The organism is Shinella sp. CPCC 101442, from assembly GCF_024704725.1.
Taxonomy (GTDB): Bacteria; Pseudomonadota; Alphaproteobacteria; order Rhizobiales; family Rhizobiaceae; genus Shinella.
The window spans coordinates 735937-760572 of sequence record NZ_JALIQS010000003.1 but is presented as its reverse complement, the minus strand read 5'-3'; the positions used below and the strand labels follow the sequence as shown (position 1 = coordinate 760572).

The window sequence follows — 24636 nt, the reverse complement described above, 5'->3', positions numbered from 1 at the left end:
GTGACATTTCAACGAAATTTTCGAGAAAACCGGCCGGTTGGGCCGCAATCGCGCATTTTTGATGAAAACATCAATCCTAGTCGATTGATCGCGACCGGAACTTGTGATCGGAAGCGATGCGAAAGTGAGAACTATTATGCACATGGCAACGCATCGCGAGGACAACAGCTGGCGCGCCCATTTCCGGGCGACGTTCACCCTCGGCGTGCCGCTGATCGGCGCGCAGCTCGCCCAGCTCGGCATTCACACGACGGATGTGGTCATCGTCGGCCGTCTTGGCGCGGCGCATCTGGCGGCACTCGTGCTGTCGAGCCAGTTCTTCTTCACCCTGTTCATTCTCGGCTCCGGCTTTGCCAATGCCGTCATGCCGATGGTCGCGCAGGCCTATGGGCGTGGCGATACGGTGTCGGTGCGCCGCTCGGTGCGCATGGGCATGTGGGTGGTGCTGATCTATTCGGCGCTGATGGTACCGATCTTCTACAGTGCTGAAAACATCCTGCTCTATGCCGGCCAGAAGCCGGAAGTGGCGGCCCTTGCCGGCCGCTACCTGGAGGTCGTGCAGTGGGGCATGGCTCCGGCGCTGCTGTTCATGACGCTGCGTGGCCTCGTCAGCGCCCATGGCCGCGCCGGCATCGTGCTCTATGTCACGATCACGATCCTGACGATCAATGCCTTCTTCGCCTATGCGCTGGTGCTCGGCCGTTTCGGCTTTCCGGCCATGGGCATCCAGGGCGCCGCCGTCGTCTCGCTTGCCGTCAACATCCTGAGTTTCCTGCTCCTCGCGGCTTATATCCAGTGGCGGCCGGAACTGCGCCGCTACGAGCTCTTCGTGCGTTTCTGGCGGCCGGATTGGCCGGCTTTTCGCGAGGTCGTGCATCTCGGCTTGCCGATCGGTTTCACCATGCTGGCCGAAGTCAGCCTCTTTACCGGCGCCTCGCTCCTCATGGGGAACATCGGCACGCTGGAGCTGGCAGCCCATGGCATCGCATTGCAGCTTGCCTCCATCGCCTTCATGATTCCGCTCGGCCTCGCCCAGGCCGGTACGGTGCGCGTCGGCGTCGCCCATGGCCGCAGCGATCACCTCGCCGTCGTGCGCGCCTCGCTGGCCGTCCTTGCCGTCGCGGCGGTCATTTCCGTTGGCGGCGGTCTGCTCTTTGCCACGATCCCCACGACGCTTGCCGCGATCTTCCTCGACGAGGCGGGCAAGGATTCGGCCGCGGTTCTGGCCATCGCCGGCCCCTTCGTGGTGATTGCCGGTATCTTCCAGCTGGTCGATGGCCTTCAGGCCATCGCTGCCGGCCTGCTGCGTGGCCTCAAGGATACCCGCATCCCGATGGTCATGGCGCTGATCTCCTATTGGCCGATCGGCTTCTTCTGCGCCTGGTTCTTCGCCTTCCCGGCCGGTTTCGGCGGCGTCGGCATCTGGTTCGGCTTCGTCGGCGGTCTCGCCGCAGCGGCCGCCCTGCTCAACTGGCGCTTCTATCGACTGGTGCGGCGGGTCGCCTGATGGGCGTACCGTCGGCCGGCGGCGAATAGGCGCTGCCCGCGAATCAATACGTTCGGTGAGGCGTTCAATCCGTCAGCGAGTCATGCCAATAGCCGTCAGTCACAGTTCCACGGCTGGGGCCGGTGACGCTCGTCATGACATCGACCGTTCCGCCACCGTATTCCACACGGATTCTGCAATAAGCGGCGAGTGCAATTTTCTTCCGCAGCTCTGCCGTGCTTTTGCGCCAAGCCTTGCCATGGACGATGATGCGCGCTTTGGCGCCGCTGTATTCCATGTGAGAGATGGTGTTCAGCGCTTGCCAGATATCGAGGAAAACAATTTCGTTGTGGCAAACGATTTCCGGCTGCGCGGATCTCAGTTCTGCTGCTGCAAAGGCAGATTTTGCCCCACTTAGGACCATCAAGACGAGGAGTGTACAGCGGGCAATACTCATCCGAGATCGGCTCTTTCATTCTCTGGTTGTTTCGTCGCTAAAGCCTTGGCCCGTAAATGAGAAGGCCCCGCAGGGGGGCGGGGCCTTTCGAATGTCGATGGATTGGGATCGCTTACGCCCGTTCCGGCAGGGCTTCTTCGCCCTTCTTCTCGCGCACCAGATTGATGAAGCGGCGGAAGAGGTAGTGGCTGTCCTGCGGGCCGGGGGAGGCTTCCGGGTGGTGCTGGACGGAAAAGACCGGCTTGCCGACGAGGCGAAGGCCGCAATTCGTGCCGTCGAACAGCGAGACGTGGGTCTCTTCCACGCCCTCGGGCAGCGACGTCGAGGCGACGGCGAAGCCGTGGTTCATCGAGACGATTTCCACCTTGCCAGTCGTGTGGTCCTTCACCGGGTGGTTCGCGCCGTGGTGGCCCTGGTGCATTTTTTCGGTCGTTGCGCCGACGGCGAGGCCCAGCATCTGGTGGCCGAGGCAAATGCCGAAGATCGGCAGGCCACTTTCGATCAGCTTGCGGATGACCGGCACGGCATATTCTCCTGTTGCAGCCGGGTCGCCCGGGCCGTTGGAGAGGAAGATGCCATCCGGCTTCTGCGCCAGCACGTCCTCGGCGCTGGATGTCGCGGGCATGACCGTGACCTTGCAGCCGAGGCCGGTGAAGAGGCGCAGGATGTTGCGCTTCACGCCATAGTCGAGGGCGACGATATGATATTTCACGTCGCCGTCCGCGAGGTCTTCCGCCCCCTCGTTCCATACCCAGGGCTTCTCGCTCCAGCGCGAGGACTGGCCGGAGGAGGCCACCTTGGCGAGGTCGAGGCCGACGAGGCCGCTCCAGGCCTTCGCTTCGGCCTTCAGCGTCTCGATGTCGAAGACACCGTTCGGGTCGTGGGCGATCACCGCGTTCGGCGCGCCGTTCTCGCGAATCCAGGCGGTCAGCGCGCGCGTGTCGATGCCGGAGAGGCCAATGATGCCGCGGGCCTTCAGCCATGCATCGAGATGTTTTGCCGAGCGGTAATTCGAGGGGGCGGTGATGTCCGCCTTGAAGATCGTGCCGACGGCGCCGTGGCGCGCGGCGGGGGTCAGGTCTTCGATATCCTCGTCATTGGCGCCGATATTGCCGATATGCGGGAAGGTGAAGGTGACGATCTGGCCGAGATAGGAGGGGTCGGTCAGGATTTCCTGGTAGCCCGTCAGCGCCGTGTTGAAGCAGACTTCCGCGGTCACCTTGCCGGTGGCGCCGATGCCCTTGCCTTCGATGACCGTGCCGTCGGCGAGGACGAGCAGGGCGGTCGGCTTTTCAGTGGTCCATGCGGGGGTCGAGGTCATGTTCATCCCGTTTCCGGCACCCGGGCGCCGCCGGCTTGAAAGCCGGAGGACCAGGCACCATTTGAGGTCGCAGGCAAAGGCGCGCGGAAACCCGCGTTGGTTCGCCCTGATTGCCAATTTTCGTGCAGGTGCCGGAAAATAGACAAAGCGGCTGACGGGGTCAACCGCCGCCTGTGGATTGCGTTGAATTAAGAAGTATTTGGAATCAAATACTTACGCAATCCGTTTGCGGATATGGCCTTTGCCGGTCTATGAGCATGCACAAGAGAACGACGAGAAGGCGTGGCCGCGCATCCGGCGCCAACGGCCTTCCATGGAGAAAATGATGCGCGAAATTTTCGCAAATGCCCTCAAGGAAGCCCTCAAGGCCAAGGATGCCTGCCGTGTTTCCACGCTGCGCCTGATCCTGGCGACGCTGAAGGACCGCGACATCGCCAACCGCGGTGCGGGCAAAGGCCCCGTCGAGGACGACGAGATCCTGCAGATTCTTGCCAAGATGATCAAGCAGCGCGAGGAATCGGCGAAAATCTTCTCGGAAAACGCCCGGCCGGAACTCGCCGCCCAGGAACGCGAGGAAATCAAGGTCATCGAGGGTTTTCTGCCGGAGCAGATTTCCGAAGACAAGATGAAGGACCTCATCGCCGGTGCGATCGCCGAAATCGGCGCGCAGGGCCTGCGCGACATGGGCAAGGTCATGGCCGTGCTCAAGGAGCGCTATCCCGGGCAGATGGACTTCGCCAAGGCCTCCGGCGTGGTGAAGGACCTGTTGAAGTAGCGGATCTGTCCTTGCCGAACATCAGATGCAAAACACAAGCTTTGCATCTGATGTTCGCGAGGGTAACGAGGCTTAAGATCGGAGATGTTTGCTCATGCTGATCCGAGGCTCGATGCGGTAGCCGGATCTTTCGTAGAACTCGACCGTCTGCGCGTTTGATTCGACCACCTGCAAGTTCACCTTGACGCAGCCGAGTGAAGCGAGGCGACGCTCGGCTTCTGCGAGAAGGTCTTGCCCGACGCCCCGGCTTCTGTGCGACCTCAGCACCGCGATGCGCGAAATCCAGCCTCGATGCCCTTCATAACCGGCCATGACGGACCCTACGACCTGGGTCCCATCAAGGGCGACCAGCATCAAGTCAGGCTGAAAGCGGAGTTTTTCCGCGATTGAGGGGGCGGTGGCATTCCAGGGCGCGTCATTTGGAAATGCTTCTGCCCAGAGAGCTTCCACGCCGGAAAAGTGTGCGCTGTGATACGTCGTTATGAAGGCCATTGCCGACCGGATTCCGTTGAAACTCCCGGCGAAGTGTAGCATCAAGCCTGCGGCCTGCAACAGATTGCCATGGCCTTTGCCCGGATGACGATCAGGCTCGCACGCCGCTACATCCTGTGAATTGCTGTGGGCGGGCGAGTAGCGCTGGCGGCTGGCCCCATGGATGGTTATATGAACCTCAACCGAGGTTGCCATGCGCTTTTCCAACGCCTTCCTAGACGAGATCCGTGACCGCGTCCCCATTTCGGACGTGATCGGCCGGCGCGTGACCTTCGACCGCAAGAAGACCAACGTCTCGCGCGGCGACTACTGGGCCTGCTGCCCGTTCCACGGCGAAAAATCGCCGAGCTTCCATTGCGAGAACCGCAAGGGCCGCTACCATTGTTTCGGCTGCGGCGTGTCCGGCGATCATTTCCGGTTCCTCACCGACCTCGACGGGCTGTCCTTCCCCGAGGCCGTGCAGCAGATCGCCGACATGGCGGGCGTTGCCATGCCCCAGCCGGACGTGCAGGCCGAGCAGCGCGAAAAGGAGCGCATGGGCCTCGTCGAGGTCATGGACATGGCGACCCGCTTCTTCGAAGACCAGCTCCAGACGCCGGCCGGCGCCAAGGCGCGCGCCTATCTGCGCGACCGCGGCCTGACCGGCCGCACCATCGAGACCTTCCGGCTCGGTTTTGCACCGGAAAGCCGCAACGCGCTGAAAGAGTTTCTGGCCGGCAAGGGCGTGCCGAAAGAGGCGATCGAGGCCTGCGGCCTCGTCGTGCACGGGCCGGAAATCCCCGTCTCCTACGACCGTTTCCGCGATCGCATCATGTTCCCGATCCTCTCCGTCAGGGAAAAGGTCATCGCCTTCGGCGGTCGCGCCATGTCGCCCGATGCGCCGGCCAAGTATCTCAACTCCAACGAGACGGAACTCTTCCACAAGGGTGGCGTGCTTTACAATCACGCGCGCGCCCGCAAGAGCGCGCAAGGGGCCGGCCGCGCTGGCAACGGCGCGCAGGATGAAAAGGCGGCCGGCACGATCATCGCCGTCGAAGGTTACATGGACGTGATCGCGCTATATCAGGCGGGCATCGAAAATGCCGTTGCGCCGCTCGGCACGGCGCTGACCGAAAACCAGCTGGACCTTCTGTGGAAGATGACGCCGGAGCCGGTGCTGTGCTTCGACGGCGACGGCGCGGGCATTCGCGCGGCCAACCGCGCCGCCGAACTCGCGCTGCCCTTCATCAAGCCTGAGCGGACCGTGCGCTTCGCGCTGCTGCCCGACGGCAAGGACCCGGACGATCTCGTGCGCCATGAGGGCAGGGCACCGTTCGACAAGGTGATGGCCAGCGCCCGGCCGCTGGCGGAGATGATCTGGAGCCGTGAGGTGCAGGGCGCAAGCTTTGATACGCCGGAAAGCCGCGCCGCACTGGAAGCGCGCCTGCGCCAGATCACGGCGGTTATCGGCGACGAGGACGTGCGCCGACATTACCAGCAGGACATGCGCGACAGGCTGAACACATTCTTCCGTCCTGCCCAGCGCCACCAGAGCGGCAGCGGCGGCGGCTTTGCCGGCAACCGCCAGCAGAGAGGCGGCGGGACGCGCGGCGCAGCACAGGGCACCGCGATGCCGTCGGGCATTTCCGATCGGCTTGCCCGTTCGGCGCTGGTGCGTGGCACGCAGGAGCTGCCGGCCCTTCGCGAAAGTGTTCTGGCGCTGACCGTTGTCAATCATCCGGGCCTTCTCTTCAGCGACTATGACGAGATCGCCATCATCGAATACGAAAACCGTGACCTGCAGCGCCTCTGGTCGTCGCTCATCGGCATTGCCGGTACTGTCGGCGCGCGACTCGATCGCGACCGGCTGATCGAGGAACTGGAAGCCGCCGGTTTCGAGATGCTGCTCAAGGGCCTGGAGCAGCAGGTTCGCAACTCCCGTCTCTGGACGGCGACGGCCGAGGCGGCATCCGAGGATGCCAGCGAAGGCTACAATCAGGCGCTTGCCCTCCACAAACGGACCCGCGCATTGCTCTGGCAGCGCCGCGAACTGGAACGCGAACTGGCGCTAGCGACGGAGGAGGGAGATGGCGAACGCGTGCCGCAGATCCTCCGCGCGCTTCAGGAAGTGCAGCACGAGACCGTGCGCCTGGAAAACCAGGAAGCGATCATCGAGGGCTTTGGCGTCATGTCCGGCCGCGTGAAGGGACCTTCGGCGCGTTAGGGTTCTCGCGACCGGCCGGCGGCGTCAAAATCCGGCTTTGCCCGCTTGCCAGGTCTCATCCGTTGAAGACGATTGACAGCTTGTTGCCCGAGGGATCGCGCATATAGGCGGAGTACCAGTCCGGCCCATAATGCGGGCGCGGGCCGGGCGGGCCTTCATCCGTCCCGCCATGGGCAAGCGCGGCCGCGTGGAACGCGTGGACATCCTCCCTCGCGGCGGCCGGGAAGCCGATCATCGTGCCGTTTCCGACGCTCGCAGCCGCGCCATCGAACGGCGTGCAAAGCCACAGCGTGAAGCCGTCAGGCCCACCGCCTTTCGAATAACTTCGCCATCCGGGAAAATCGTCCCGCACGGCCCATCCGATCGTCGAGAGTACCGCATCGTAGAAGGTCGCCGCCGCCGCGGCATCCTTCGCGCCAAGTGTTGCATAGACATCCGTCATGTTTTTTCCTCCTCGATTGCAACTTTATCTTGAAATAGGAACAAATCAAGAACATTGTGCGTGACGGTAAAAGTCGACGCGAAGGTGGTTGCCCATGAGGGCGGGCTTGGCCAGAATGGAGGAAAAAGTGCTGACCATGACCCAGACCAGATCCTCCAGTTCCCTTGCCGCCCTATTTGACGCGCCGGCTGCCGCGCCCCTCGACGTGCTGAAGCGCGTCTATGGCTACGATGCCTTCCGCGGCAAGCAGCAGGCGGTGGTGGAGCACGTCACCGGCGGCGGTGATGCCGTCGTGCTCTTTCCAACCGGTGCCGGCAAATCGGTGTGCTTCCAGATTCCAGCCCTTTGCCGCGAAGGTGTCGGTATCGTCATTTCGCCGCTGATCGCGCTGATGCGCGACCAGGTGGAGGCGCTGAAGCAGCTTGGCGTTCGCGCGGCCGGGCTCAATTCCTCGCTGTCGCGCGAGGAGTTTTTCGCCGTGCGCGACGCGATGCGGGCAGGCGAACTCGACCTTCTCTATGTCACGCCGGAGCGAATCGTCACGGACGGTTTTGCCGATCTCGTGGCGGATGCCCGTATCGCGCTTTTCGCCATCGACGAGGCCCATTGCGTGTCGCAGTGGGGGCATGACTTCCGGCCGGAATACCGCACGCTCGGCATGCTCGGCGAGCGTTATCCCGGTGTGCCGCGCATCGCGCTGACGGCCACCGCCGATCCGCATACGCGCGACGACATCATCGAACGCCTGGGGCTCGAGGACGCCGAGGTCTTCACCACCAGCTTCGACCGGCCGAACATTTCCTATGAGATCGCCGAGCGCGACCAGCCACGCCAGCAGCTCCTGCGTTTTCTTTCGAAGCACCAGGGCGAGAGCGGCATCGTCTATTGCCTGTCGCGCGCCAAGGTGGAGGACACGGCCGAGTGGCTGAACACGCAGGGCGTGCGGGCGCTGCCCTATCATGCGGGCTTTGACCGGGCGGTGCGCGATGCCAATCAGGATGCCTTCCTGAAGGAGGAGAACCTCTGCCTCGTCGCCACCGTCGCCTTCGGCATGGGCATCGACAAGCCGGATGTGCGCTATGTCGCCCATCTCGATCTGCCGGGTTCGGTGGAAGCCTATTATCAGGAGACGGGCCGCGCGGGGCGCGACGGCCTGCCGTCGGACGTCTGGATGGCCTATGGCATGGCAGACGTCGTGCAGCGGCGGCGGATGATCGACGAGGGCAACGCGGCCGAGGAGATCAAACGCATCGAGCGCGCCAAGCTCATGGCGCTGCTGGCCATCTGCGAGACGGCCGGCTGCCGGCGCAAGGCGATCCTGGCCCATTTCGGCGAGGCCCATGCGGGCCATTGCGGCAATTGCGATACCTGCCGCAACCCGGTCGAGACCTGGAACGGCACCGAGGCGGCGATCAAGGCCCTGGCTGCCGTCTACCGCACCGGCGAGCGTTTTGGCGCAGCCCATGTCATCGATGTGCTCATGGGCGTCGAAAACGAGAAGACGCTGCGGTTCGGTCACACGGAAATGCCTGTCTTCGGTGCCGGGAAGGACATCGCGCCGCGCATCTGGCAGTCGATCTTCCGGCAATTGCTGGCCATGGGCCTTATCAGCGTCGATCATTCGGCGTTCGGCGCGCTGAAACTGGAGGCGGAGGCGCGTGCTGTTTTCCGCCACGAGCGGGAGGTGTTCTTCCGCAAGGACCGACCGCAGACGGGGCGCAAGGCGAAGACCGGCAATTCGCCCGCCGCGCGCGAGCGTTCGAACCTTTCGGGTTCGGACCGCGAACTGTTCGAGCTTTTGCGCGCCGAACGGCTTTCCATCGCCAAGGATCTCGACGTGCCGCCCTATGTCGTCTTCCCAGATACGACGCTGATTGCGCTCGCCAAGGAGCGACCGAGCGACCTGGAGGAGTTGCTGGATATTCCCGGCATCGGCGTTTCCAAGCGTGACCGGTTCGGTGAGGCCTTCCTTGCCGTGATCGATGAATTTGCGGGGTAGACGCTTTTTGCGGCGGCCTGTCGGAACGTTGTGGCTTCGTTCGTCCTTGAGCATGGTCACAGGAGGACGTCACGATGAAAGTCACGCAGCATCTCTGGTTCGAAAAGGACATGGAGGCCGCCATCGGCTTCTACACCTCGCTTGTTCCGGGTTCCTCGGTCCACTGGATCTCGGCCCTTCCGGCCGAGACGCCGAGCGGCCCGCCCGGCAGCGTCAGGATTGCCAGCTTCACCCTCGGCGACCAGCGGTACATGGCCATCGAAGCGGGCCCGCTCGATCCGTTCAATCACAGCTTTTCCATCATGGTCGAATGCGAGACGCAGCGCGATCTCGACCGTCTCTGGGACGCACTGAAGGATGGCGGTTCGGTGGAACAATGCGGCTGGTTGAAAGATCGCTGGGGCCTGTCCTGGCAGATCGCTCCGACGCGGCTCGGCGAATTGATGAACGATCCGGACCAGGAAAAGGTCAGGCGTGTCACCGAGGCGATGCTGACGATGGTCAAACTCGACATCGCGCCATTGGAGGCCGCCGCAGCGGGATAGGGCTGGGGCCGACGAGGTTCGACCGGGCCGCACCGCGAACCTCGTCGGCCCCAGCCCGGTTCGCCTGCGGCGCATACCAACCCGCATACGCCGTGCCCCCGATATATGTTTGCTTTGCCTGCCCTTTCGGTTATCAACCGGAGGTGTTTATTGGTCGGGAGAGAATCATTCTCGATTGAACCGGTCGAGGGGGTTTTCATGCGCAGTCTTGCTATCGCCGTGGCTTTCGGGCTGGCTGGTGGATCCGTACCGGCCTTGGCGGACGATACAGCGTGGCAACCCGGCACGGCTTTCGACTGGTCTGGCGGATTTATCGGCGCTCAGGCGGGTTACATCGGCGGCAATGGCCATTTTTATGGCAGCGGTGATACCGCACACCCTGAGCCGGATGGTTTTGTCGGCGGCTTTTACACCGGTGCGAACTATCAGTTCGGGAACGACATCGTCGTTGGCGTCGAAGCCGACATCGCGTGGAGCGGCGCCAGAGACAGCGTTCTCGTCTATGATGCGACGGGCGCGCCCTGGCCTGCCGATTACCCTGTCGTCCAGAAGATTGACTGGACTGGCGCGATGCGGGCACGCTTCGGGTATGCCGTGGATCGCTGGCTGCCCTATGTCGCGGGCGGCGTGGCGTTTGCAAGCGTATCCCAGAGGCTCGTCGGTGCCATCGAAAATTTTGACGCGAACTACACCGGCTGGACGGCCGGTGTCGGTGCGGAATATGCCGTCACGGACAAGATCATAGTCAGAGCCGACTATCGGTACTCCGATCTCGGCTCGAAGTCGTTTGAGGTTCTGGGTGCGCCGCCATTGAACATTTCGCTCAAAACCCACAGCGCCCGTCTCGGCATTGCGTTCAAGTTCTGACGAGCGCCGCGCAATAAATTTTTCGTGGCTACATCCTGACGGTCATCCCGCCATCCACCACCAGCACATGACCGTTGACGAAGGAGGCGGCGTCGCTGGCGAGGAAGAGAGCCGCACCGGCGATCTCGTCGGGCCGCGCCCACCGCTGGACGGGGATGCGCTGGCGGACGAACGGCATCAGGTCGTCATTGGCGGCCATGACGGCATTGGTTTCCGTCGCGAACCAGCCGGGAGCGATGGCGTTGCTGGTGATGCCGTGCGGGCCGTATTCGACGGCCATGCTGCGCATCAGGCCGGTGAGGCCGTGTTTGGCCGCGGGATAGACGCCGTCGTTCGGCATGGCGACATGGCCGCCGATCGAGGTGATCGCGATCAGCCGGCCGTGGCCGTTGCGCTTCATGAGGCGGGCGGCGTCGCGTGACAGGCTGACCCCGGCAGCGAGATCGGTGCGGATCAGCTCGTCGATCGCCGCGTCATCCATGTCGGCAAGCGGCCGGCGATCGCGGGCGCCGACATTGTTGACGAGCACGTCGAGCCGGCCATGGGTTTCCTCGATTTCGGCAAGCGCGGCACGCTGGGCTGCCCGGTCGGCGATGTCGAATGCGGCATGCGAGGCGGTGCCACCGGCAGCCGCGATCTTCGTCACGGCTTCTTCAAGCGTCGCGCGCGTGCGGCCCGTCACCACCACATGGGCGCCGGCCTCCGCCAGGCCCTTGGCGATCTCGAAGCCGAGGCCGCGTCCGCCGCCGGTCACGAGCGCCACACGGCCCTTCTGGGAAAACCTGTCTAGTATCGTCATCGCCCATCCTTTCGCGGTGCCACCGGATAGCGGCTGGACGCTCCTGTCAACCCTGCGGAAAAGGGCGCTGCCAGAAAGTGCGGCTTTGCCGGAGAGCGAGATAGGCGTATGTCCGGCGTCGAAAGGATTTTTGCGATGGCCCAGAATATCTACGATCAGCCTGCCTTCTTCGAGGGCTACAGCGGCTTGCCCCGCTCGGTGCATGGCCTCGCTGGTGCTGCGGAATGGGAATCGGTGCGCGCCGTGCTGCCCAGCCTCGAAGGCAAGCGTATCGTCGATCTCGGCTGCGGCTTCGGCTGGTTTGCGCGCTATGCGGCGGACGAGGGGGCGGCAAGCGTGCTCGGCCTCGACCTCTCTGAAAACATGATCGCCCGGGCGAAGGCGGAGACGGCATCGCCGTCGGTGCGCTACGCGATCGCCGATCTCGATCATCTGGAACTGCCGGAGAGCGACTTCGACTTCGCCTATTCCTCGCTCGCCTTCCACTACATCGCGGATTTCGAAAGGCTGGTGCGCACCCTTCATGCCGCACTCGCAACGGGGGCTTCTTTCGTCTTCACCATCGAGCATCCGCTCTACATGGCACCCTCGGAACCGAACTGGGCGGAGGTCGGCGGGCGCACGGTCTGGCCGGTGGATGGTTATCTGGTCGAGGGGCCGCGCACGACGGACTGGCTCGCCAAAGGCGTCGTCAAATATCACCGCACGCTCGGCACGACGTTGAACGCGCTCATCGCGGCCGGTTTTGCCATCCGTCACGTCGAGGAATGGCGGCCGAGCGATGCTCAGCTGGCGGAGCATCCGGAATGGCAAGTGGAGCTCAACAGGCCGATGTTCCTGCTGATCGCGTGCGACCGCATCTGAAAGCGGAGCTTGAAAACCGGGAAAGGCTGACGGCGGCCCTTTACGCGGGCTTTTGCTGCGCTAGAACTATCATCGTGGAGCCATTTGCCGGCATTACGATCTAAAAAGACACGCTGGCATCAATCGGAAGGGAAGCCGAGCCCATGGATCGACCGAAACTGCCGCTCGACGGCGCATGCCGCTGCGGGCGGGTGAAAATCCGCATCAGCGCGCCGCCACTCATCACCATGGCCTGCCACTGCACCGGCTGCCAGCGCATGTCGGGCAGCGCCTATTCGCTGAGCGCCGCCATCCCGACGGAGGGCTTCGCCGTCATCGCGGGCGAACCGGTCGTCGCCGGCGCGAGCCCGGAAGCCGGGCATCACTTCTGTCCGGATTGCATGACCTGGATGTTCACCCGGCCGGCGGGGCTCGATTTCTTCGTCAATGTGCGGCCGACCATGTTGGACGATACGAGCTGGTACAGTCCTTTCGTCGAGACCTATACGAGTGAAAAGCTCGTCTGGGCGCAGACGCCCGCCGAACACAGCTTTGAAAAATTCCCCGGCATGGACGACATGGAGCCGCTGCTTGGCGCCTATGCCGCGCGCACGGCCTGACCCTTCCGACCCTTCCCGTAATCTGCGAGTGCCTGCCATGACCTCCGCCTTCATCGCCCATCTGCAATCCGAAATCGACGGCCTCAAGTCAGGAGGCCTCTACAAGTCGGAGCGCGTCATCACCTCCAAGCAGGCCGGCGAGATCGCTGTCGCCTCGGGCGAGCGCGTGCTGAATTTCTGCGCCAACAACTATCTCGGCCTTGCCGACAGCGCGGAGCTGGCCGAGGCCGGCAAGGCGGCGCTCGATCGTTATGGCTACGGCATGGCCTCGGTCCGCTTCATCTGCGGCACGCAGGAGGAGCACAAGCAACTCGAGGCGCGCATCTCGTCTTTCCTCGGGCTCGAAGACACGATCCTCTATTCCTCCTGCTTCGATGCGAACGGCGGTCTCTTCGAGACGCTGCTTTCGGAGGAGGACGCCATCATCTCCGACGCGCTGAACCACGCCTCGATCATCGACGGCGTGCGGCTCTCCAAGGCCAAGCGCTTCCGTTATGCCAACAACGACATGGCCGCGCTGGAGGAGGAGCTGAAGAAGGCCGAGGGTTCGCGCTTCAAGATGATCGCGACCGATGGCGTCTTCTCGATGGACGGCATCATCGCCAACCTGCAAGGGGTCTGCGACCTCGCGGAAAAATACGGCGCGATGGTCATGGTGGACGACAGCCATGCCGTTGGCTTCGTCGGCAAGCATGGTCGCGGCTCGGCCGAACATTGCGGCGTCGAGGGGCGTGTGGATATCATCACCGGCACGCTCGGCAAGGCGCTCGGCGGCGCTTCGGGTGGCTATACGTCGGGCAAGCGCGAGGTCGTCGAGTGGCTGCGCCAGCGCTCCCGGCCCTATCTCTTTTCCAACACGCTCGCCCCGGTCATCGCGGCCGCCTCGCTCAAGGTCTTCGACCTCGTCGACAATGGCGATGGGTTGCGTCAGCGCCTCTATGCCAATGCAAATCTCTTCCGCAGCGAGATGACGAAGCTCGGTTTCACGCTTGCGGGGGAGGGGCATGCGATCATTCCGGTCATGCTGGGCGATGCGTCGCTGGCGCAGGACATGGCGTCCCGCATGCTCGCCAAAGGCGTTTACGTCATCGGCTTTTCCTTTCCCGTCGTGCCGCGCGGCCAGGCGCGCATCCGCACCCAGATGTCGGCGGCCCATAGCGAGGCGGATGTTCGCAAGGCGATTGAAGTCTTTGCTGAAGTCGGACGTGAACTGGGCGTGATTGCCTGAATCTTCTGAATCCCTTGCGGAGGTTTCGTCATGTCGAACATGATGCGCGCGCTGGTTAAAGCAAAACCCGAAGTCGGCCTGTGGATGGAGAATGTCCCGGTGCCGGAGGTCGGCCCGAACGACGTGCTGATCCGGGTCAGGAAATCCGCGATCTGCGGCACGGACGTGCATATCTGGAACTGGGATCAGTGGGCCCAGAAGACCATTCCGGTGCCGATGGTCGTGGGCCATGAATTCGTCGGCGAGATCGCCGAGGTCGGATCCTCCGTCACCAAGTACAAGGTCGGCGAGCGCGTCTCGGGCGAGGGGCATATCGTCTGCGGCAAGTGCCGCAACTGCCGCGCCGGGCGCGGGCATCTGTGCCATTACACCAAGGGCGTCGGCGTCAACCGGCCGGGATCCTTCGGCGAGTTCGTCTGCATCCCCGAATACAATGTGGTGCCGATCCCCGACGAGGTGCCGGACGAGGTGGCGGCGATCTTCGACCCCTTCGGCAATGCGGTGCACACCGCGCTCTCGTTCGATCTGGTCGGTGAGGACGTGCTCGTCACCGGCGCCGGCCCGATCGGCATCATGGGTGCGATGGTGGCCAAACGCTCCGGCGCGCGAAAGGTCGTCATCACCGATATCAACCCCATCAGGCTCGACCTCGCGCGAAAGGTCGGCATCGACTACGTCGTCGACGCCTCGAAGCAGGACCTTGCCGAAGTGATGGCGGAAATCGGCATGACCGAAGGGTTCGATGTCGGTCTGGAGATGTCCGGTGCGCCGCCGGCCTTCCGTTCGATGATCGACACCATGAACAATGGCGGCAAGATTGCCATTCTCGGCATCGCGCCCGATGGCTTCGGCATCGACTGGAACAAGGTGATCTTCAAGATGCTGACGCTCAAGGGCATCTATGGCCGCGAGATGTTCGAGACCTGGTACAAGATGATCGCCTTCGTGCAGGGCGGGCTCGATCTGTCGCCGATCATCACCCACCGCATAAAAATCGATGAATTCCGGGATGGCTTCGAGGCGATGCGCTCGGGCAATTCCGGCAAGGTCGTCATGGACTGGCATTGACGCAGGCGCGCAAAAGTGCGCGGCGGTTTTGCGATAGCGTTATGCGCAAAGAGTAGGAGGAGCGTTGAAGATGAAGTACGAGGGAAGCTGCCACTGCGGCAATGTCGCCTTCGAGGTGGAGGGCGAGTTCGATAGCGGGCTCGACTGCAACTGTTCCATGTGCCGGCGGCGCGGCGGGCTGCTCGCCTTCGTACCGGCGGAAAACCTGCGGCTGACGACGCCCAGGGAAAACCTCTCGACCTACACGTTCAACCGCCATGTCATCGAGCATCATTTCTGTGCCAATTGCGGCATCGCGCCCTATGGCGAGGGTTCGGATCCGAAGGGCAACAGGATGGCGGCGGTCAATCTGCGCTGCATTCCGGCGCTCGATCTTGAGACATTGACGATCAACAAGGTGGATGGGCGCTCGTTCTGAAGTCCCGGCTGAAATCCGGACTGAAACCCTGGCGTGCGAATCGCGGTGCAGGGGGTGTAGGGCGCGCAGGGACGATCGCTATTGCTTTTTCGGGATTTACGCCTACATGAAGGCTCAATCGCCCGGATCCGCCGACTTTGATGTCCGCGAACCCGAATCGGAGACTTTTGCGGCTTTTTTGCCGGAAAAGCTTGACGGAACCGAAAATTCTGGGAATCACCATTGTTGGCTGAGAAGGAATGGGTACGGCGGATCGGGAAGTCATGTCAATTGTGTTGCCTCGGCAACATATCCATAGTCCCGCAGGCCGGGATGTGGTTAATCGGGATTTAATTGTCAATCCGTTAGGTCAGGGACGCTGATAAGCGATTGCGCAAGCCGAAGGGCGCTCGGCTGCGGAAACTCTGACCGCTTGGAAACTGATGCTCAGGAAAGCGACGAAATAAATGGCGACAAAGGTCAAAGAGAACGAGGAAGTCGAAAACGAACGCGAAGGCGCATCCGACGGCCCACTTCTCGATCTTTCCGATGATGCCGTCAAGAAGATGATCAAGGCCGCCAAGAAGCGCGGCTACGTCACCATGGATGAGCTGAACTCCGTCCTGCCCTCCGAGGAAGTGACCTCGGAGCAGATCGAGGACACGATGTCCATGCTCTCCGACATGGGCATCAATGTCATCGAGGACGAGGACGCCGAAGAGGCGACCCAGGCCGAAGACGACGGCGGCGACGACGAGAACGAGAGCGAAGGCGGCGAGCTTGCGCCTTCCAGCGGCACGGCACTTGCGACGGCCAAGAAGAAAGAGCCGACGGACCGCACGGACGACCCGGTGCGCATGTATCTGCGCGAGATGGGCTCCGTCGAGCTCCTGTCGCGCGAGGGCGAAATCGCTATCGCCAAGCGCATCGAAGCCGGCCGCGAGACGATGATCGCCGGCCTCTGTGAGAGCCCGCTGACGTTCCAGGCCATCATCATCTGGCGGGATGAACTCAACGAAGGCCAGACGCTGCTGCGCGAGATCATCGATCTCGAGACGACCTATTCCGGTCCCGAGGCGAAGGCTGCCCCGCAGTTCCAGAGCCCGGAAAAGATCGAGGCCGACCGCAAGGCGGCCGAAGAGAAGGAAAAGAACCGCCGGCCGCGCGCCGCCAACGACGACGACATCACCAATGTCGGCGGCGAAGGCCTGCCGCCGGAGGAAGAGGAAGAGGACGACGACGAGTCGAACCTCTCGCTCGCCGCCATGGAAGCGGAACTGCGTCCGCAGGTCATGGAAACGCTCGACACGATCGCCGAGACCTACAAGAAGCTGCGCAAGCTGCAGGACCAGCAGGTGGAAGCCCGCCTGCAGGCCACCGGCACGCTGTCGCCCGCCCAGGAGCGCCGCTACAAGGAGCTCAAGGACGAGCTGATCACGGCCGTGAAGTCGCTGTCGCTCAACCAGAACCGTGTCGACAGCCTCGTCGAGCAGCTCTACGACATCTCCAAGCGCCTGATGCAGAACGAGGGCCGTCTTCTGCGCCTTGCCGAAAGCTACGGCGTCAAGCGCGATTCGTTCCTCGAGCAGTATTCCGGCGCGGAGCTCGATCCGAACTGGATGAAGTCGATCGCCAATCTGGCCGCCCGCGGCTGGAAGGAGTTCGCGCGTTCGGAAAACACGACGATCCGCGATATCCGTCAGGAGATTCAGAACCTCGCCACGGAAACCGGCATCTCGATCGCCGAATTCCGCCGCATCGTTTCGATGGTGCAGAAGGGCGAGCGCGAAGCCCGTATCGCCAAGAAGGAGATGGTGGAAGCCAACCTCCGTCTCGTGATCTCGATTGCCAAGAAGTACACGAACCGTGGCCTTCAGTTCCTCGATCTCATCCAGGAAGGCAATATCGGCCTCATGAAGGCGGTCGACAAGTTCGAGTATCGCCGCGGCTACAAGTTCTCCACCTACGCGACGTGGTGGATCCGTCAGGCGATCACCCGTTCGATCGCCGACCAGGCGCGCACGATCCGTATCCCGGTGCACATGATCGAGACGATCAACAAGATCGTCCGCACCTCGCGCCAGATGCTGCACGAGATCGGCCGCGAGCCGACCCCGGAAGAACTGGCCGAAAAGCTCGCCATGCCGCTCGAAAAGGTCCGCAAGGTCCTGAAGATCGCCAAGGAGCCGATCTCGCTCGAAACCCCCGTGGGTGACGAAGAGGATTCGCATCTCGGCGATTTCATCGAGGACAAGAACGCGCTTCTGCCGATCGACGCCGCCATTCAGGCCAACCTGCGCGAGACGACGACCCGCGTGCTGGCATCGCTTACGCCGCGCGAAGAGCGCGTGCTGCGCATGCGCTTCGGCATCGGCATGAACACCGACCACACGCTCGAAGAAGTCGGCCAGCAGTTCTCGGTTACCCGCGAACGTATTCGCCAGATCGAGGCGAAGGCGCTGCGCAAGCTGAAGCACCCGAGCCGTTCGCGTAAGCTGCGTTCGTTCCTCGACAGCTAAGCCTGTCTCGAATTCTTGCAAGGGCCCGGTCGTTTTACGACCGGGCCTTTTGCGTTTCCACGTCAGGCCGCGCGGACAAGCAGCCGCACGAGGCGGCGCGTGAGTGGTAGAGCAAGAAGCAGGGTGGGGAAGGCGATTGTCCAGGACATCGCCCAGGCCGGCAGCCAATGGGTGGGGAAATCGGCTCCCATGCCGAGATTGCGCCAGGTGGCGACGGCCGACACGACCATGGTCATGACGATGGAGAGGAGGAAGGGCATGAGAATGCCGGCATAGCGGGCCGGCAGGCGCGTAAGCTGCATGGCAGTTTTCCTTTTGAAGGGGAAATCGTCTTCGGCGTCGGCATCTCGAACCTTTGCGGAAACGCCCTCACGGACGATTTCAGGTCTGGATGCGTTGCTTGACGTCAAACGCTTACGGCCGATTGCTCATCGACATCGCGCAGATACCGCATCCCGCATGGCCTGGCAACCCACGCTTCGTGCGCGACGAATAAACGCGAAAAGCGCCGGGACGGCGGTTGCCTCGTGGCCGTTGCCGTGCAACGCTTGCTTATGATTGCGAAGGAGAGGGTGCGGATGCGGGATCGGTTGTGGTCTTTTCTGCTGTCTTTCTCTGCCGCCGGCCTCGTGCTTGGCACACTGTTGTTTGCCGCCTCCCTGACGCCGAGCCTGCTGCCGCGCACCTACATCACCCAAGGCCTGCTCTCCGGTGTCGCCATGGCCTGCGGATACGGGCTTGGCGTGTTGCTGTCGCTGCTGTGGTTCTGGCTTGAGTTGCCGGAGCTGAGGGATCGGGTGCGGGTGTGGCTGAAGGTGGCGGCGGGTGGTGTCTGCGGCGTCGTGGTGCTCGTCTTCCTGTGGCGCACCGCCGAATGGCAGAATTCCATCCGCACATTGATGAACCTGCCGCCGATCGAGACAGCGCATCCGTTCTATGTCGGTCTCATCGCGTTGGCCGTCTTCGTCGTTTTCATCGGCCTCGGGCGTTTCTTCACGCTGCTCGTCAAGCTCTTTGCCAACACGTCGCGCCGTGCTGCGCCGCGACGGCTGTCCTATGTCATCGGCACGGCGCTGGCGGCGATCCTGTTCTGGACGCTGGCGGATGGCGTGCTGGTGCGCTTCGTGCTGCACACCGCCGACTCCTCCTTCCGCCGGCTGGATCAGGTGATCGAGCCCGATACGGCCGAGCCGTCCGACCCCCTGAAATCGGGTAGCGCGGCCTCGCTGGTACGCTGGAACGAACTCGGTCGCATGGGGCGCTCCTTCGTGGCGAGCGGGCCGACGGCCACGGATATATCCACCTTCACCGGCAAGCCGGCGATGGAGCCCTTGCGGGTCTATGCCGGCCTCAATGCCGGCCGGACGCCGGGTGAACGGGCGAAGATCGCGCTGGACGAGTTGATCCGCGTCGGCGGTTTCGAGCGCTCGACACTTGTCGTCATCATGCCGACCGGCACGGGCTGGGTCGATCCGGAGGGTATCGATACGGTCGAGTATCTGCACCACGGCGACATCGCCAGCATCGCCATCCAGTATTCCTACCTTGCGAGCTGGCTCTCGCTGCTGGCCGAGCCGGACTATGGCGCGGAAGCGGCCCGCGCACTTTTCCGGGCGGTCTACGGCCACTGGACGAGCCTGCCGAAGGAGAGGCGGCCGAAACTCTATCTCTACGGCCTCAGCCTCGGCGCCCTGTCGTCGGAGCAGTCGGCGGAGCTGTTCGAGGTGATCGGCGATCCCTATCAGGGCGCACTCTGGTCCGGCCCGCCATTCCCGAGCCGCATCTGGCGCAAGATGACGGCGGATCGCAACCCCGGCACGCCGGCCTGGTTGCCGCGCTTCCGCGACGGTTCCTATGTGCGGTTCACCAGCCAGCGCAATGCCTTGCCCGAAGCGGGCGACCATTGGGGGCCGATGCGCATCGTCTATCTGCAATATGCCAGCGACCCGATCACGTTTTACGATCCCTACGCCTTCTACCGCCAGCCGGCCTGGATGGACACGCCGCGCGGGCCGGATGTCTCGCCGGATTTCCAATGGTATCCGGTCGTCACCTTCCTGCAGCTGACGCTCGACCTGGCGATGGCGACGACGACGCCCATGGGCCTGGGTCATGTCTATGCCGGTGAACACTATGTCGAGCCGTGGATTGCCGTGACCGGCGTGACGGACTGGAGTGCGGAGGATATCGCGCGGCTGAAGGAGAAGTTTCGCGCGGGAAGGTGAGGGCGCTTCCATCCCGCCAAACAAAAACGCCGGGGTTTTCACCCCGGCGTTCGCATTTCATGCCGTCAGAAGCTTACTCAGCGGCGACGATCTTGCCGTCTTCCCACTTGAAGAGCGAGAAGCTCTGCGAGGTGAGGTCGCCGTTTTCGCCGTAGGTGAGCTTGCCGATAGCGGTCGGGATGGCTTCACCGGACTTCAGGGCTGCCGTGACGGCGGCGGCGTCTTCGGCGCTGCCGGCCTTCTCGATGCCGGCCTTCAGAACTTCGACGGCGGCATAGGCGTTGAGCGTGAAGGCTTCCGGCGGAATGCCCTTTTCCTTGAGAACCGCGACGGCGGCCGAGGAATCGGGGTTCTTCAGCGCGTCCGACGCATTGGTGAAGAGCGTGCCGGCAGCGGCTTCGTTGCCGATCGCCCAGTATTCGCTGTTCGACAGGCCTTCACCGCCGATGATGGTGGCGTTGACCGAGAGGTCCTTCAGCTGGCGGGCGAGCAGGCCGCCTTCCGGGTGGTAGCCGCCGAAATAGATCACTTCGACGCCGTCAGCCTTGAGGCGGGTCAAGAGCGCGCTGAAATCCTTCTCGCCGGGCGTGACCGAATCGTAGAGCGCTTCGGTGATGCCGCCCTTGTTGATCGCGGCCTTGAAGGCGTCTGCCAGGCCCTTGCCGTAGGCGCCCTTGTCGTGGATCACGGCGACCTTCTTGTCCTTGAGCTTTTCGAGCACATAGGCGGCGGCGACTTCGGCCTGCTGGTCGTCACGGCCGCAGGTGCGCAGAACGTTGGTGAGGCCGCGGGCCGTCAGGTCCGGTGCCGTGGCGGTTGGGGTGACCATCAGGATACCGTTTTCAGCCAGAACGTCGGAGGCCGGAATGGCGACGCCGGAGGTCACCGGGCCGACGACGAAGCGAATGCCTTCGCCGACGATCTGGTTGGCAGCCGATACGCCCTGCTTGGGCTCGCCGGCATCGTCCGTCAGCTTCAGCACGACCTGTTCGCCGAGGATGCCGCCGTTCTTGTTGATGTTTTCGACAGCGGCTTCCGCACCGTTCTTGACCTGGTCGCCGTAAGCGGCAACCGGGCCGGTCAGCGGTGCGATAAGGCCGATGACGATATCGGCATGCGCCAGCGGCGCGAAGGCGACGGATGCGGCAAGGGCGGCGGCGGCGAAAAGAGGCTTCTTCATGGGTCGTTCTCCTGAACTTATGGCCTTGGGAGGGCCCGGTCGAAAACCATCCCGCGCCCGGATGGCGCTGGCCTGAATCCGGAGGGGAAGGGGTTCATTCACGGTCCGGAACAATCGTGCGCGAAGGGCCGGCGTGCTGCAGATTGATTAGGCCCAGAGGGTAAAAAGCGCAACAAAATAATGCATTTGCATATTTGATGGGCGGATCACGCCGATGAATGGGACGCGATGGGCGGCAATTGAATCAAAACCAATTCTTAAGATTTACCAATTATAAATATCCGCAAATTTTGAGGATTTTCGATGCGTTGCGTGTTGATCGTCGTCCTCCTGCTGCTCACTGGCTGTGCGTCCGTTCCTAGGCAGACGCAGAATGCCTGTGCCATCTTCGAGCAGCGCGATGGCCTTTTCGAGAACTGGCGGCGAGCCGCCAACAGCGCCGAGCGGGAATATGGTGTTCCCGTTGCCGTGTTAATGGCCACGATCTACACCGAATCCGGCTTCCGCCATAATGCGCGCCCGCCGCGCACGAAGCTGCTCGGCTTCATTCCGTGGAAGCGCCAGTCGAGTGCGCTTGGCTATTCGCAGGCGCTGGACGGCACCTGGGCGAGCTACAAGCGCGTGACGGGCCGCTGGATGGCCAAGCGCACCGATTTCAAGGATGCGATCCGTTTCATCGCCTGGTATCACGCCGAGAGCAACCGCAAGAACGGCATCGCGCTCAACGATACCTATCGGCTCTACATCGCCTACTACCACGGCCATTCCGGCTACCAGCGCGGCAACTGGAGCGGCACGGCGAAGGCCGGCGCGAAACGGGCGGCCAACATCGCGTCCAACTATTCGCGCCAGCTCAAGAACTGCGGCGCCTGGTAAAAGCTGAGGTGAGGTTGCCACTCGTTCGTGCGAGGTGATGTCGATCTTCACGATCGGCATCCTGTCGGCCGGCGGACGGTGCCATCCGCACCGCGCAAAAAATCGTCCCCCTTGTCGGATCGTCGTTGCGCCCCACGTCCTTGGGGGGCAAATCAATGGAGGAGACGATCATGACCTATGTGGATGGATTTCTGCTCGCCGTGCCGAAGGCCAATATCGAGGCTTACAAGGATATGGCGCGTATGGCCGGTGCCGTCTGGAAGGAACACGGCGCGATCGATTATGTGGAATGCGTGGGCGACGACGTACCCTATGGCGAACTCACCTCGTTTCCGCGCGCCGTGCAGGCGACGGATGACGAGATCGTGATCTTCTCCTGGGTGACCTATGAATCCCGCGAAAGGCGCGACGAGATCGTCGCCAAGGTGATGGCCGACGAACGCCTGAAGGGGGATGCCTGGAAGGATGTCTTCGACGGAAAGCGCATGATCTATGGCGGCTTCCAGGCGGTTGTCGAGTTGTGAGCGGAGGGCAGGTCGGCTATCACCTATGATACCGGAAGAAAGGCTTTGCCATGCTCGATCTCTACTATGCTATCGTCGGAGACACGACGGATACGAATATGGGCCTCGCGCGCTTCATGGGCGTGATCCTCGCCTTCATCGTGGTCGTCGGCGGCCTGTTCTGGGCGCTCGGCTGAGGCGCGCATGCCGCAGACGATCCTGACCCTTCAAACCCGCGGGCAGGGACTCTACGAGTTCACCGGCGACGCCGAAAAGTTCGTGCATGCAGCAGGCCCGGAAACGGGCCTGCTCACCGTCTTCGTTCGCCATACCTCCTGTTCGCTGCTCATCCAGGAAAATGCCGATCCGGATGTTCGGCGCGATCTCGACCAGTTCTTCCGCCGCCTCGTGCCACCCTCCGACGACCCGTCCATGCGCTGGGTCATACACACGCTGGAGGGGCCGGACGACATGCCAGCCCATATCAAGGCGGCTCTCACCCAGGTTTCCATCGGCATTCCCGTTACCGATGGCAGGCTGGCGCTCGGAACCTGGCAAGGTCTCTATCTCTTCGAACACCGCGACCGGCCGCATCGGCGCGAAATCGTTCTGCATCTCAGCTCTTGACGGAACCGCTTTGTCGGGTGGAACGTTCTTGCTGCGCCCCAGGAAGAGGAGAGATCCATGACCAGCACCGAAAGCATCAATCATGCCGTGATCGAGGCACTGAACGCGCGCGATTTTGCCGCGCTCGCCGCCAGGGTGAACGAGGATGTCGCGATTTCCGGCATCGGCGAGGGGATGGACAATGGCCGCGACGCGCTGCGAGACCGTCTTGCCCGGCATTTCGCCGCGCATGATGAAAGTTATGCGGATGCTCTCGTGATGAGCGACGCGCTTGGCCACAACATCGCCATCCGTCTCACCGCCCGCGGCACATCCTCCGGCGGCAGCTATTCCAAGGAAAAGATACTGCTTCTGGAAGTCGAGGACGGGGTCGTGACCCGGATCGCCTTCTTTGCCGGTTCATGAAGTTGAACGCAGTCTGAACGACCGCTTCGGGCTGCGTTCAGATACGCGGCCCTAAGGTCTCCTCAATCGCCCGACGCAAGACGGCCAGGGCAGAGCAAACAGGAGACCCCGATGACCAATTTTCTGAAAAAGACCGTGCTCGCCGCCCTTCTCGGCCTCGGCGCCCTGACTGCTGTCGCTCCGGCTGCGTCGGCCGGTGATATCAGCCTTTCCATCGAGCAGGTCGGCTACCGCAACGGCTTCTTCGAAGTGCACGACTATGGCCGCGACCGCGATCGCGATCGTTGGGATCGTCGCAGCGATCGCCGTGACCGCTGGGATCGCCGCCATGAGCGCCGTCACGGCGACTGGGGTCGTCGTGGCCGCTGCTCGCCGGACTTCGCCGTCGCCAAGGCGCGCGATCTCGGCCTGCGCCGTGCCCGCCTTGCCGATGTGACCCCGCGCAAGGTCGTGGTCGAAGGCTTCCGGCATGGCGGCTACAGCCGCGTCGTCTTCGCAAACGACCGTCACTGCCCGGTTCTCTGGCGTTAAGGTGGGGCCGGCTCGCCGGCACCTGCCTGAACGAAAGCCGTTCGTCTTGTCACCCCCGGCCGGCGAGCGGCCTCCCTCTCGGCGCAAGCCGGGAGGGTTTTGCGTTGGGGCACGGGAGGCATTGCTTCTCGCCCGTAAAGGTATCGCCCTCTGGAACACCATAGTCGGCGCCACCCTAGCCATTGGACGCCTACGCGACCGCTATCGGCCGTCCGACAGCGTTGGGAT

26 protein-coding genes are annotated in these 24636 nt (G+C 63.0%); 19 read left to right on the top strand and 7 right to left on the bottom strand.

Features of this window, described 5'->3' with window-relative positions; translation table 11 throughout:
- Positions 1-136: 136 nt before the first annotated feature.
- Positions 137-1507 carry an MATE family efflux transporter gene (locus tag MUO32_RS14155; protein ID WP_374708646.1) on the top strand — a complete coding sequence of 457 codons (1371 nt, stop codon included), beginning with the start codon at positions 137-139 and terminating at the stop codon, positions 1505-1507.
- 64 nt (positions 1508-1571) lie between these two features.
- Here the strand turns inward: MUO32_RS14155 and MUO32_RS14150 are convergent, their stop codons facing one another.
- Both MUO32_RS14150 and carA read right to left on the bottom strand, forming a co-directional pair.
- Positions 1572-1943, bottom strand: a complete 372-nt coding sequence (locus MUO32_RS14150) for a hypothetical protein (protein WP_257948956.1) — start codon at positions 1941-1943, stop codon at positions 1572-1574.
- Between the two features lie 112 nt (positions 1944-2055).
- Positions 2056-3264: a glutamine-hydrolyzing carbamoyl-phosphate synthase small subunit gene (gene carA, locus MUO32_RS14145; protein ID WP_257948955.1), complete on the bottom strand. Its 1209-nt coding sequence runs from the start codon at positions 3262-3264 to the stop codon at positions 2056-2058.
- Positions 3265-3589: 325 nt separating this feature from the next.
- Between carA and MUO32_RS14140 the strand changes: the two genes are divergently transcribed.
- Positions 3590-4039, top strand: coding sequence for a GatB/YqeY domain-containing protein (locus MUO32_RS14140; RefSeq protein ID WP_257948954.1), 450 nt, complete (start codon positions 3590-3592; stop codon positions 4037-4039).
- Between the two features lie 72 nt (positions 4040-4111).
- Here the strand turns inward: MUO32_RS14140 and MUO32_RS14135 are convergent, their stop codons facing one another.
- Positions 4112-4726: a GNAT family acetyltransferase gene (locus MUO32_RS14135; RefSeq protein WP_257948953.1), complete on the bottom strand. Its 615-nt coding sequence runs from the start codon at positions 4724-4726 to the stop codon at positions 4112-4114.
- On the opposite strand from MUO32_RS14135, the gene dnaG reads away from it, so the two are divergent.
- Entirely contained in the window at positions 4725-6734 is a 2010-nt protein-coding gene (gene dnaG / locus MUO32_RS14130) for a DNA primase (RefSeq protein WP_257948952.1), read from the top strand. The genes MUO32_RS14135 and dnaG overlap by 2 nt on opposite strands.
- A gap of 55 nt (positions 6735-6789) precedes the next feature.
- Here the strand turns inward: dnaG and MUO32_RS14125 are convergent, their stop codons facing one another.
- Positions 6790-7176, bottom strand: coding sequence for a VOC family protein (locus MUO32_RS14125; protein ID WP_257948951.1), 387 nt, complete (start codon positions 7174-7176; stop codon positions 6790-6792).
- Between the two features lie 136 nt (positions 7177-7312).
- Here MUO32_RS14125 and recQ point away from each other — a divergent pair, with 136 nt between their 5' ends.
- The 3 genes from recQ (at position 7313) to MUO32_RS14110 (ending at position 10587) form a co-directional block, all read left to right on the top strand.
- Complete coding sequence (gene recQ / locus MUO32_RS14120; RefSeq protein WP_257948950.1) at positions 7313-9175, top strand: DNA helicase RecQ; 1863 nt, start codon at positions 7313-7315, stop codon at positions 9173-9175.
- 74 nt (positions 9176-9249) lie between these two features.
- Positions 9250-9720, top strand: coding sequence for a VOC family protein (locus MUO32_RS14115; protein WP_257948949.1), 471 nt, complete (start codon positions 9250-9252; stop codon positions 9718-9720).
- A gap of 150 nt (positions 9721-9870) precedes the next feature.
- The gene (locus tag MUO32_RS14110; protein ID WP_257948948.1) at positions 9871-10587 is read left to right on the top strand and encodes an outer membrane protein; all 717 of its coding nucleotides are present in this window, start codon (positions 9871-9873) and stop codon (positions 10585-10587) included.
- A gap of 28 nt (positions 10588-10615) precedes the next feature.
- Here MUO32_RS14110 and MUO32_RS14105 read toward each other — a convergent pair whose 3' ends face one another.
- Positions 10616-11386 (bottom strand): SDR family oxidoreductase, encoded by a 771-nt coding sequence (locus tag MUO32_RS14105; RefSeq protein WP_257948947.1) that lies wholly within the window; start codon positions 11384-11386, stop codon positions 10616-10618.
- Between the two features lie 135 nt (positions 11387-11521).
- Between MUO32_RS14105 and MUO32_RS14100 the strand changes: the two genes are divergently transcribed.
- The 6 genes from MUO32_RS14100 to rpoD all read left to right on the top strand — a co-directional run bounded on the left by MUO32_RS14100 (position 11522) and on the right by rpoD (position 18061).
- The gene (locus MUO32_RS14100) at positions 11522-12250 is read left to right on the top strand and encodes a bifunctional 2-polyprenyl-6-hydroxyphenol methylase/3-demethylubiquinol 3-O-methyltransferase UbiG (RefSeq protein ID WP_257948946.1); all 729 of its coding nucleotides are present in this window, start codon (positions 11522-11524) and stop codon (positions 12248-12250) included.
- A 143-nt stretch (positions 12251-12393) separates the two neighbouring features.
- Positions 12394-12849 carry a GFA family protein gene (locus tag MUO32_RS14095; protein WP_257948945.1) on the top strand — a complete coding sequence of 152 codons (456 nt, stop codon included), beginning with the start codon at positions 12394-12396 and terminating at the stop codon, positions 12847-12849.
- Positions 12850-12886: 37 nt separating this feature from the next.
- Positions 12887-14077, top strand: coding sequence for a glycine C-acetyltransferase (locus MUO32_RS14090; protein ID WP_257948944.1), 1191 nt, complete (start codon positions 12887-12889; stop codon positions 14075-14077).
- 30 nt (positions 14078-14107) lie between these two features.
- The gene (gene tdh / locus MUO32_RS14085) at positions 14108-15145 is read left to right on the top strand and encodes an L-threonine 3-dehydrogenase (RefSeq protein WP_257948943.1); all 1038 of its coding nucleotides are present in this window, start codon (positions 14108-14110) and stop codon (positions 15143-15145) included.
- Positions 15146-15215: 70 nt separating this feature from the next.
- Positions 15216-15563 carry a GFA family protein gene (locus MUO32_RS14080; protein WP_257948942.1) on the top strand — a complete coding sequence of 116 codons (348 nt, stop codon included), beginning with the start codon at positions 15216-15218 and terminating at the stop codon, positions 15561-15563.
- A gap of 446 nt (positions 15564-16009) precedes the next feature.
- Positions 16010-18061: an RNA polymerase sigma factor RpoD gene (rpoD, locus tag MUO32_RS14075; RefSeq protein ID WP_257948941.1), complete on the top strand. Its 2052-nt coding sequence runs from the start codon at positions 16010-16012 to the stop codon at positions 18059-18061.
- A gap of 62 nt (positions 18062-18123) precedes the next feature.
- Here rpoD and MUO32_RS14070 read toward each other — a convergent pair whose 3' ends face one another.
- A complete protein-coding gene (locus tag MUO32_RS14070) occupies positions 18124-18363 on the bottom strand; it encodes a DUF2798 domain-containing protein (RefSeq protein WP_257948940.1) in 240 nt (79 codons plus the stop codon).
- Between the two features lie 276 nt (positions 18364-18639).
- Here MUO32_RS14070 and MUO32_RS14065 point away from each other — a divergent pair, with 276 nt between their 5' ends.
- The gene (locus tag MUO32_RS14065; protein ID WP_257948939.1) at positions 18640-20286 is read left to right on the top strand and encodes an alpha/beta-hydrolase family protein; all 1647 of its coding nucleotides are present in this window, start codon (positions 18640-18642) and stop codon (positions 20284-20286) included.
- A gap of 73 nt (positions 20287-20359) precedes the next feature.
- On the opposite strand, the gene MUO32_RS14060 is transcribed toward MUO32_RS14065, so the two are convergent.
- Positions 20360-21466: a branched-chain amino acid ABC transporter substrate-binding protein gene (locus MUO32_RS14060; RefSeq protein ID WP_257948938.1), complete on the bottom strand. Its 1107-nt coding sequence runs from the start codon at positions 21464-21466 to the stop codon at positions 20360-20362.
- A gap of 303 nt (positions 21467-21769) precedes the next feature.
- On the opposite strand from MUO32_RS14060, the gene MUO32_RS14055 reads away from it, so the two are divergent.
- The 6 genes from MUO32_RS14055 to MUO32_RS14030 all read left to right on the top strand — a co-directional run bounded on the left by MUO32_RS14055 (position 21770) and on the right by MUO32_RS14030 (position 24408).
- Entirely contained in the window at positions 21770-22342 is a 573-nt protein-coding gene (locus tag MUO32_RS14055; protein ID WP_257948936.1) for a transglycosylase SLT domain-containing protein, read from the top strand.
- 170 nt (positions 22343-22512) lie between these two features.
- Positions 22513-22866, top strand: a complete 354-nt coding sequence (locus tag MUO32_RS14050) for a DUF1428 domain-containing protein (protein WP_257948935.1) — start codon at positions 22513-22515, stop codon at positions 22864-22866.
- 50 nt (positions 22867-22916) lie between these two features.
- Positions 22917-23042: a hypothetical protein gene (locus MUO32_RS14045; protein ID WP_257948934.1), complete on the top strand. Its 126-nt coding sequence runs from the start codon at positions 22917-22919 to the stop codon at positions 23040-23042.
- 7 nt (positions 23043-23049) lie between these two features.
- Positions 23050-23472 carry a secondary thiamine-phosphate synthase enzyme YjbQ gene (locus MUO32_RS14040; protein WP_257948933.1) on the top strand — a complete coding sequence of 141 codons (423 nt, stop codon included), beginning with the start codon at positions 23050-23052 and terminating at the stop codon, positions 23470-23472.
- Between the two features lie 57 nt (positions 23473-23529).
- Complete coding sequence (locus MUO32_RS14035; protein WP_257948932.1) at positions 23530-23877, top strand: nuclear transport factor 2 family protein; 348 nt, start codon at positions 23530-23532, stop codon at positions 23875-23877.
- A gap of 111 nt (positions 23878-23988) precedes the next feature.
- Positions 23989-24408 carry a hypothetical protein gene (locus MUO32_RS14030; RefSeq protein ID WP_257948931.1) on the top strand — a complete coding sequence of 140 codons (420 nt, stop codon included), beginning with the start codon at positions 23989-23991 and terminating at the stop codon, positions 24406-24408.
- The last annotated feature ends 228 nt before the right edge of the window (positions 24409-24636 follow it).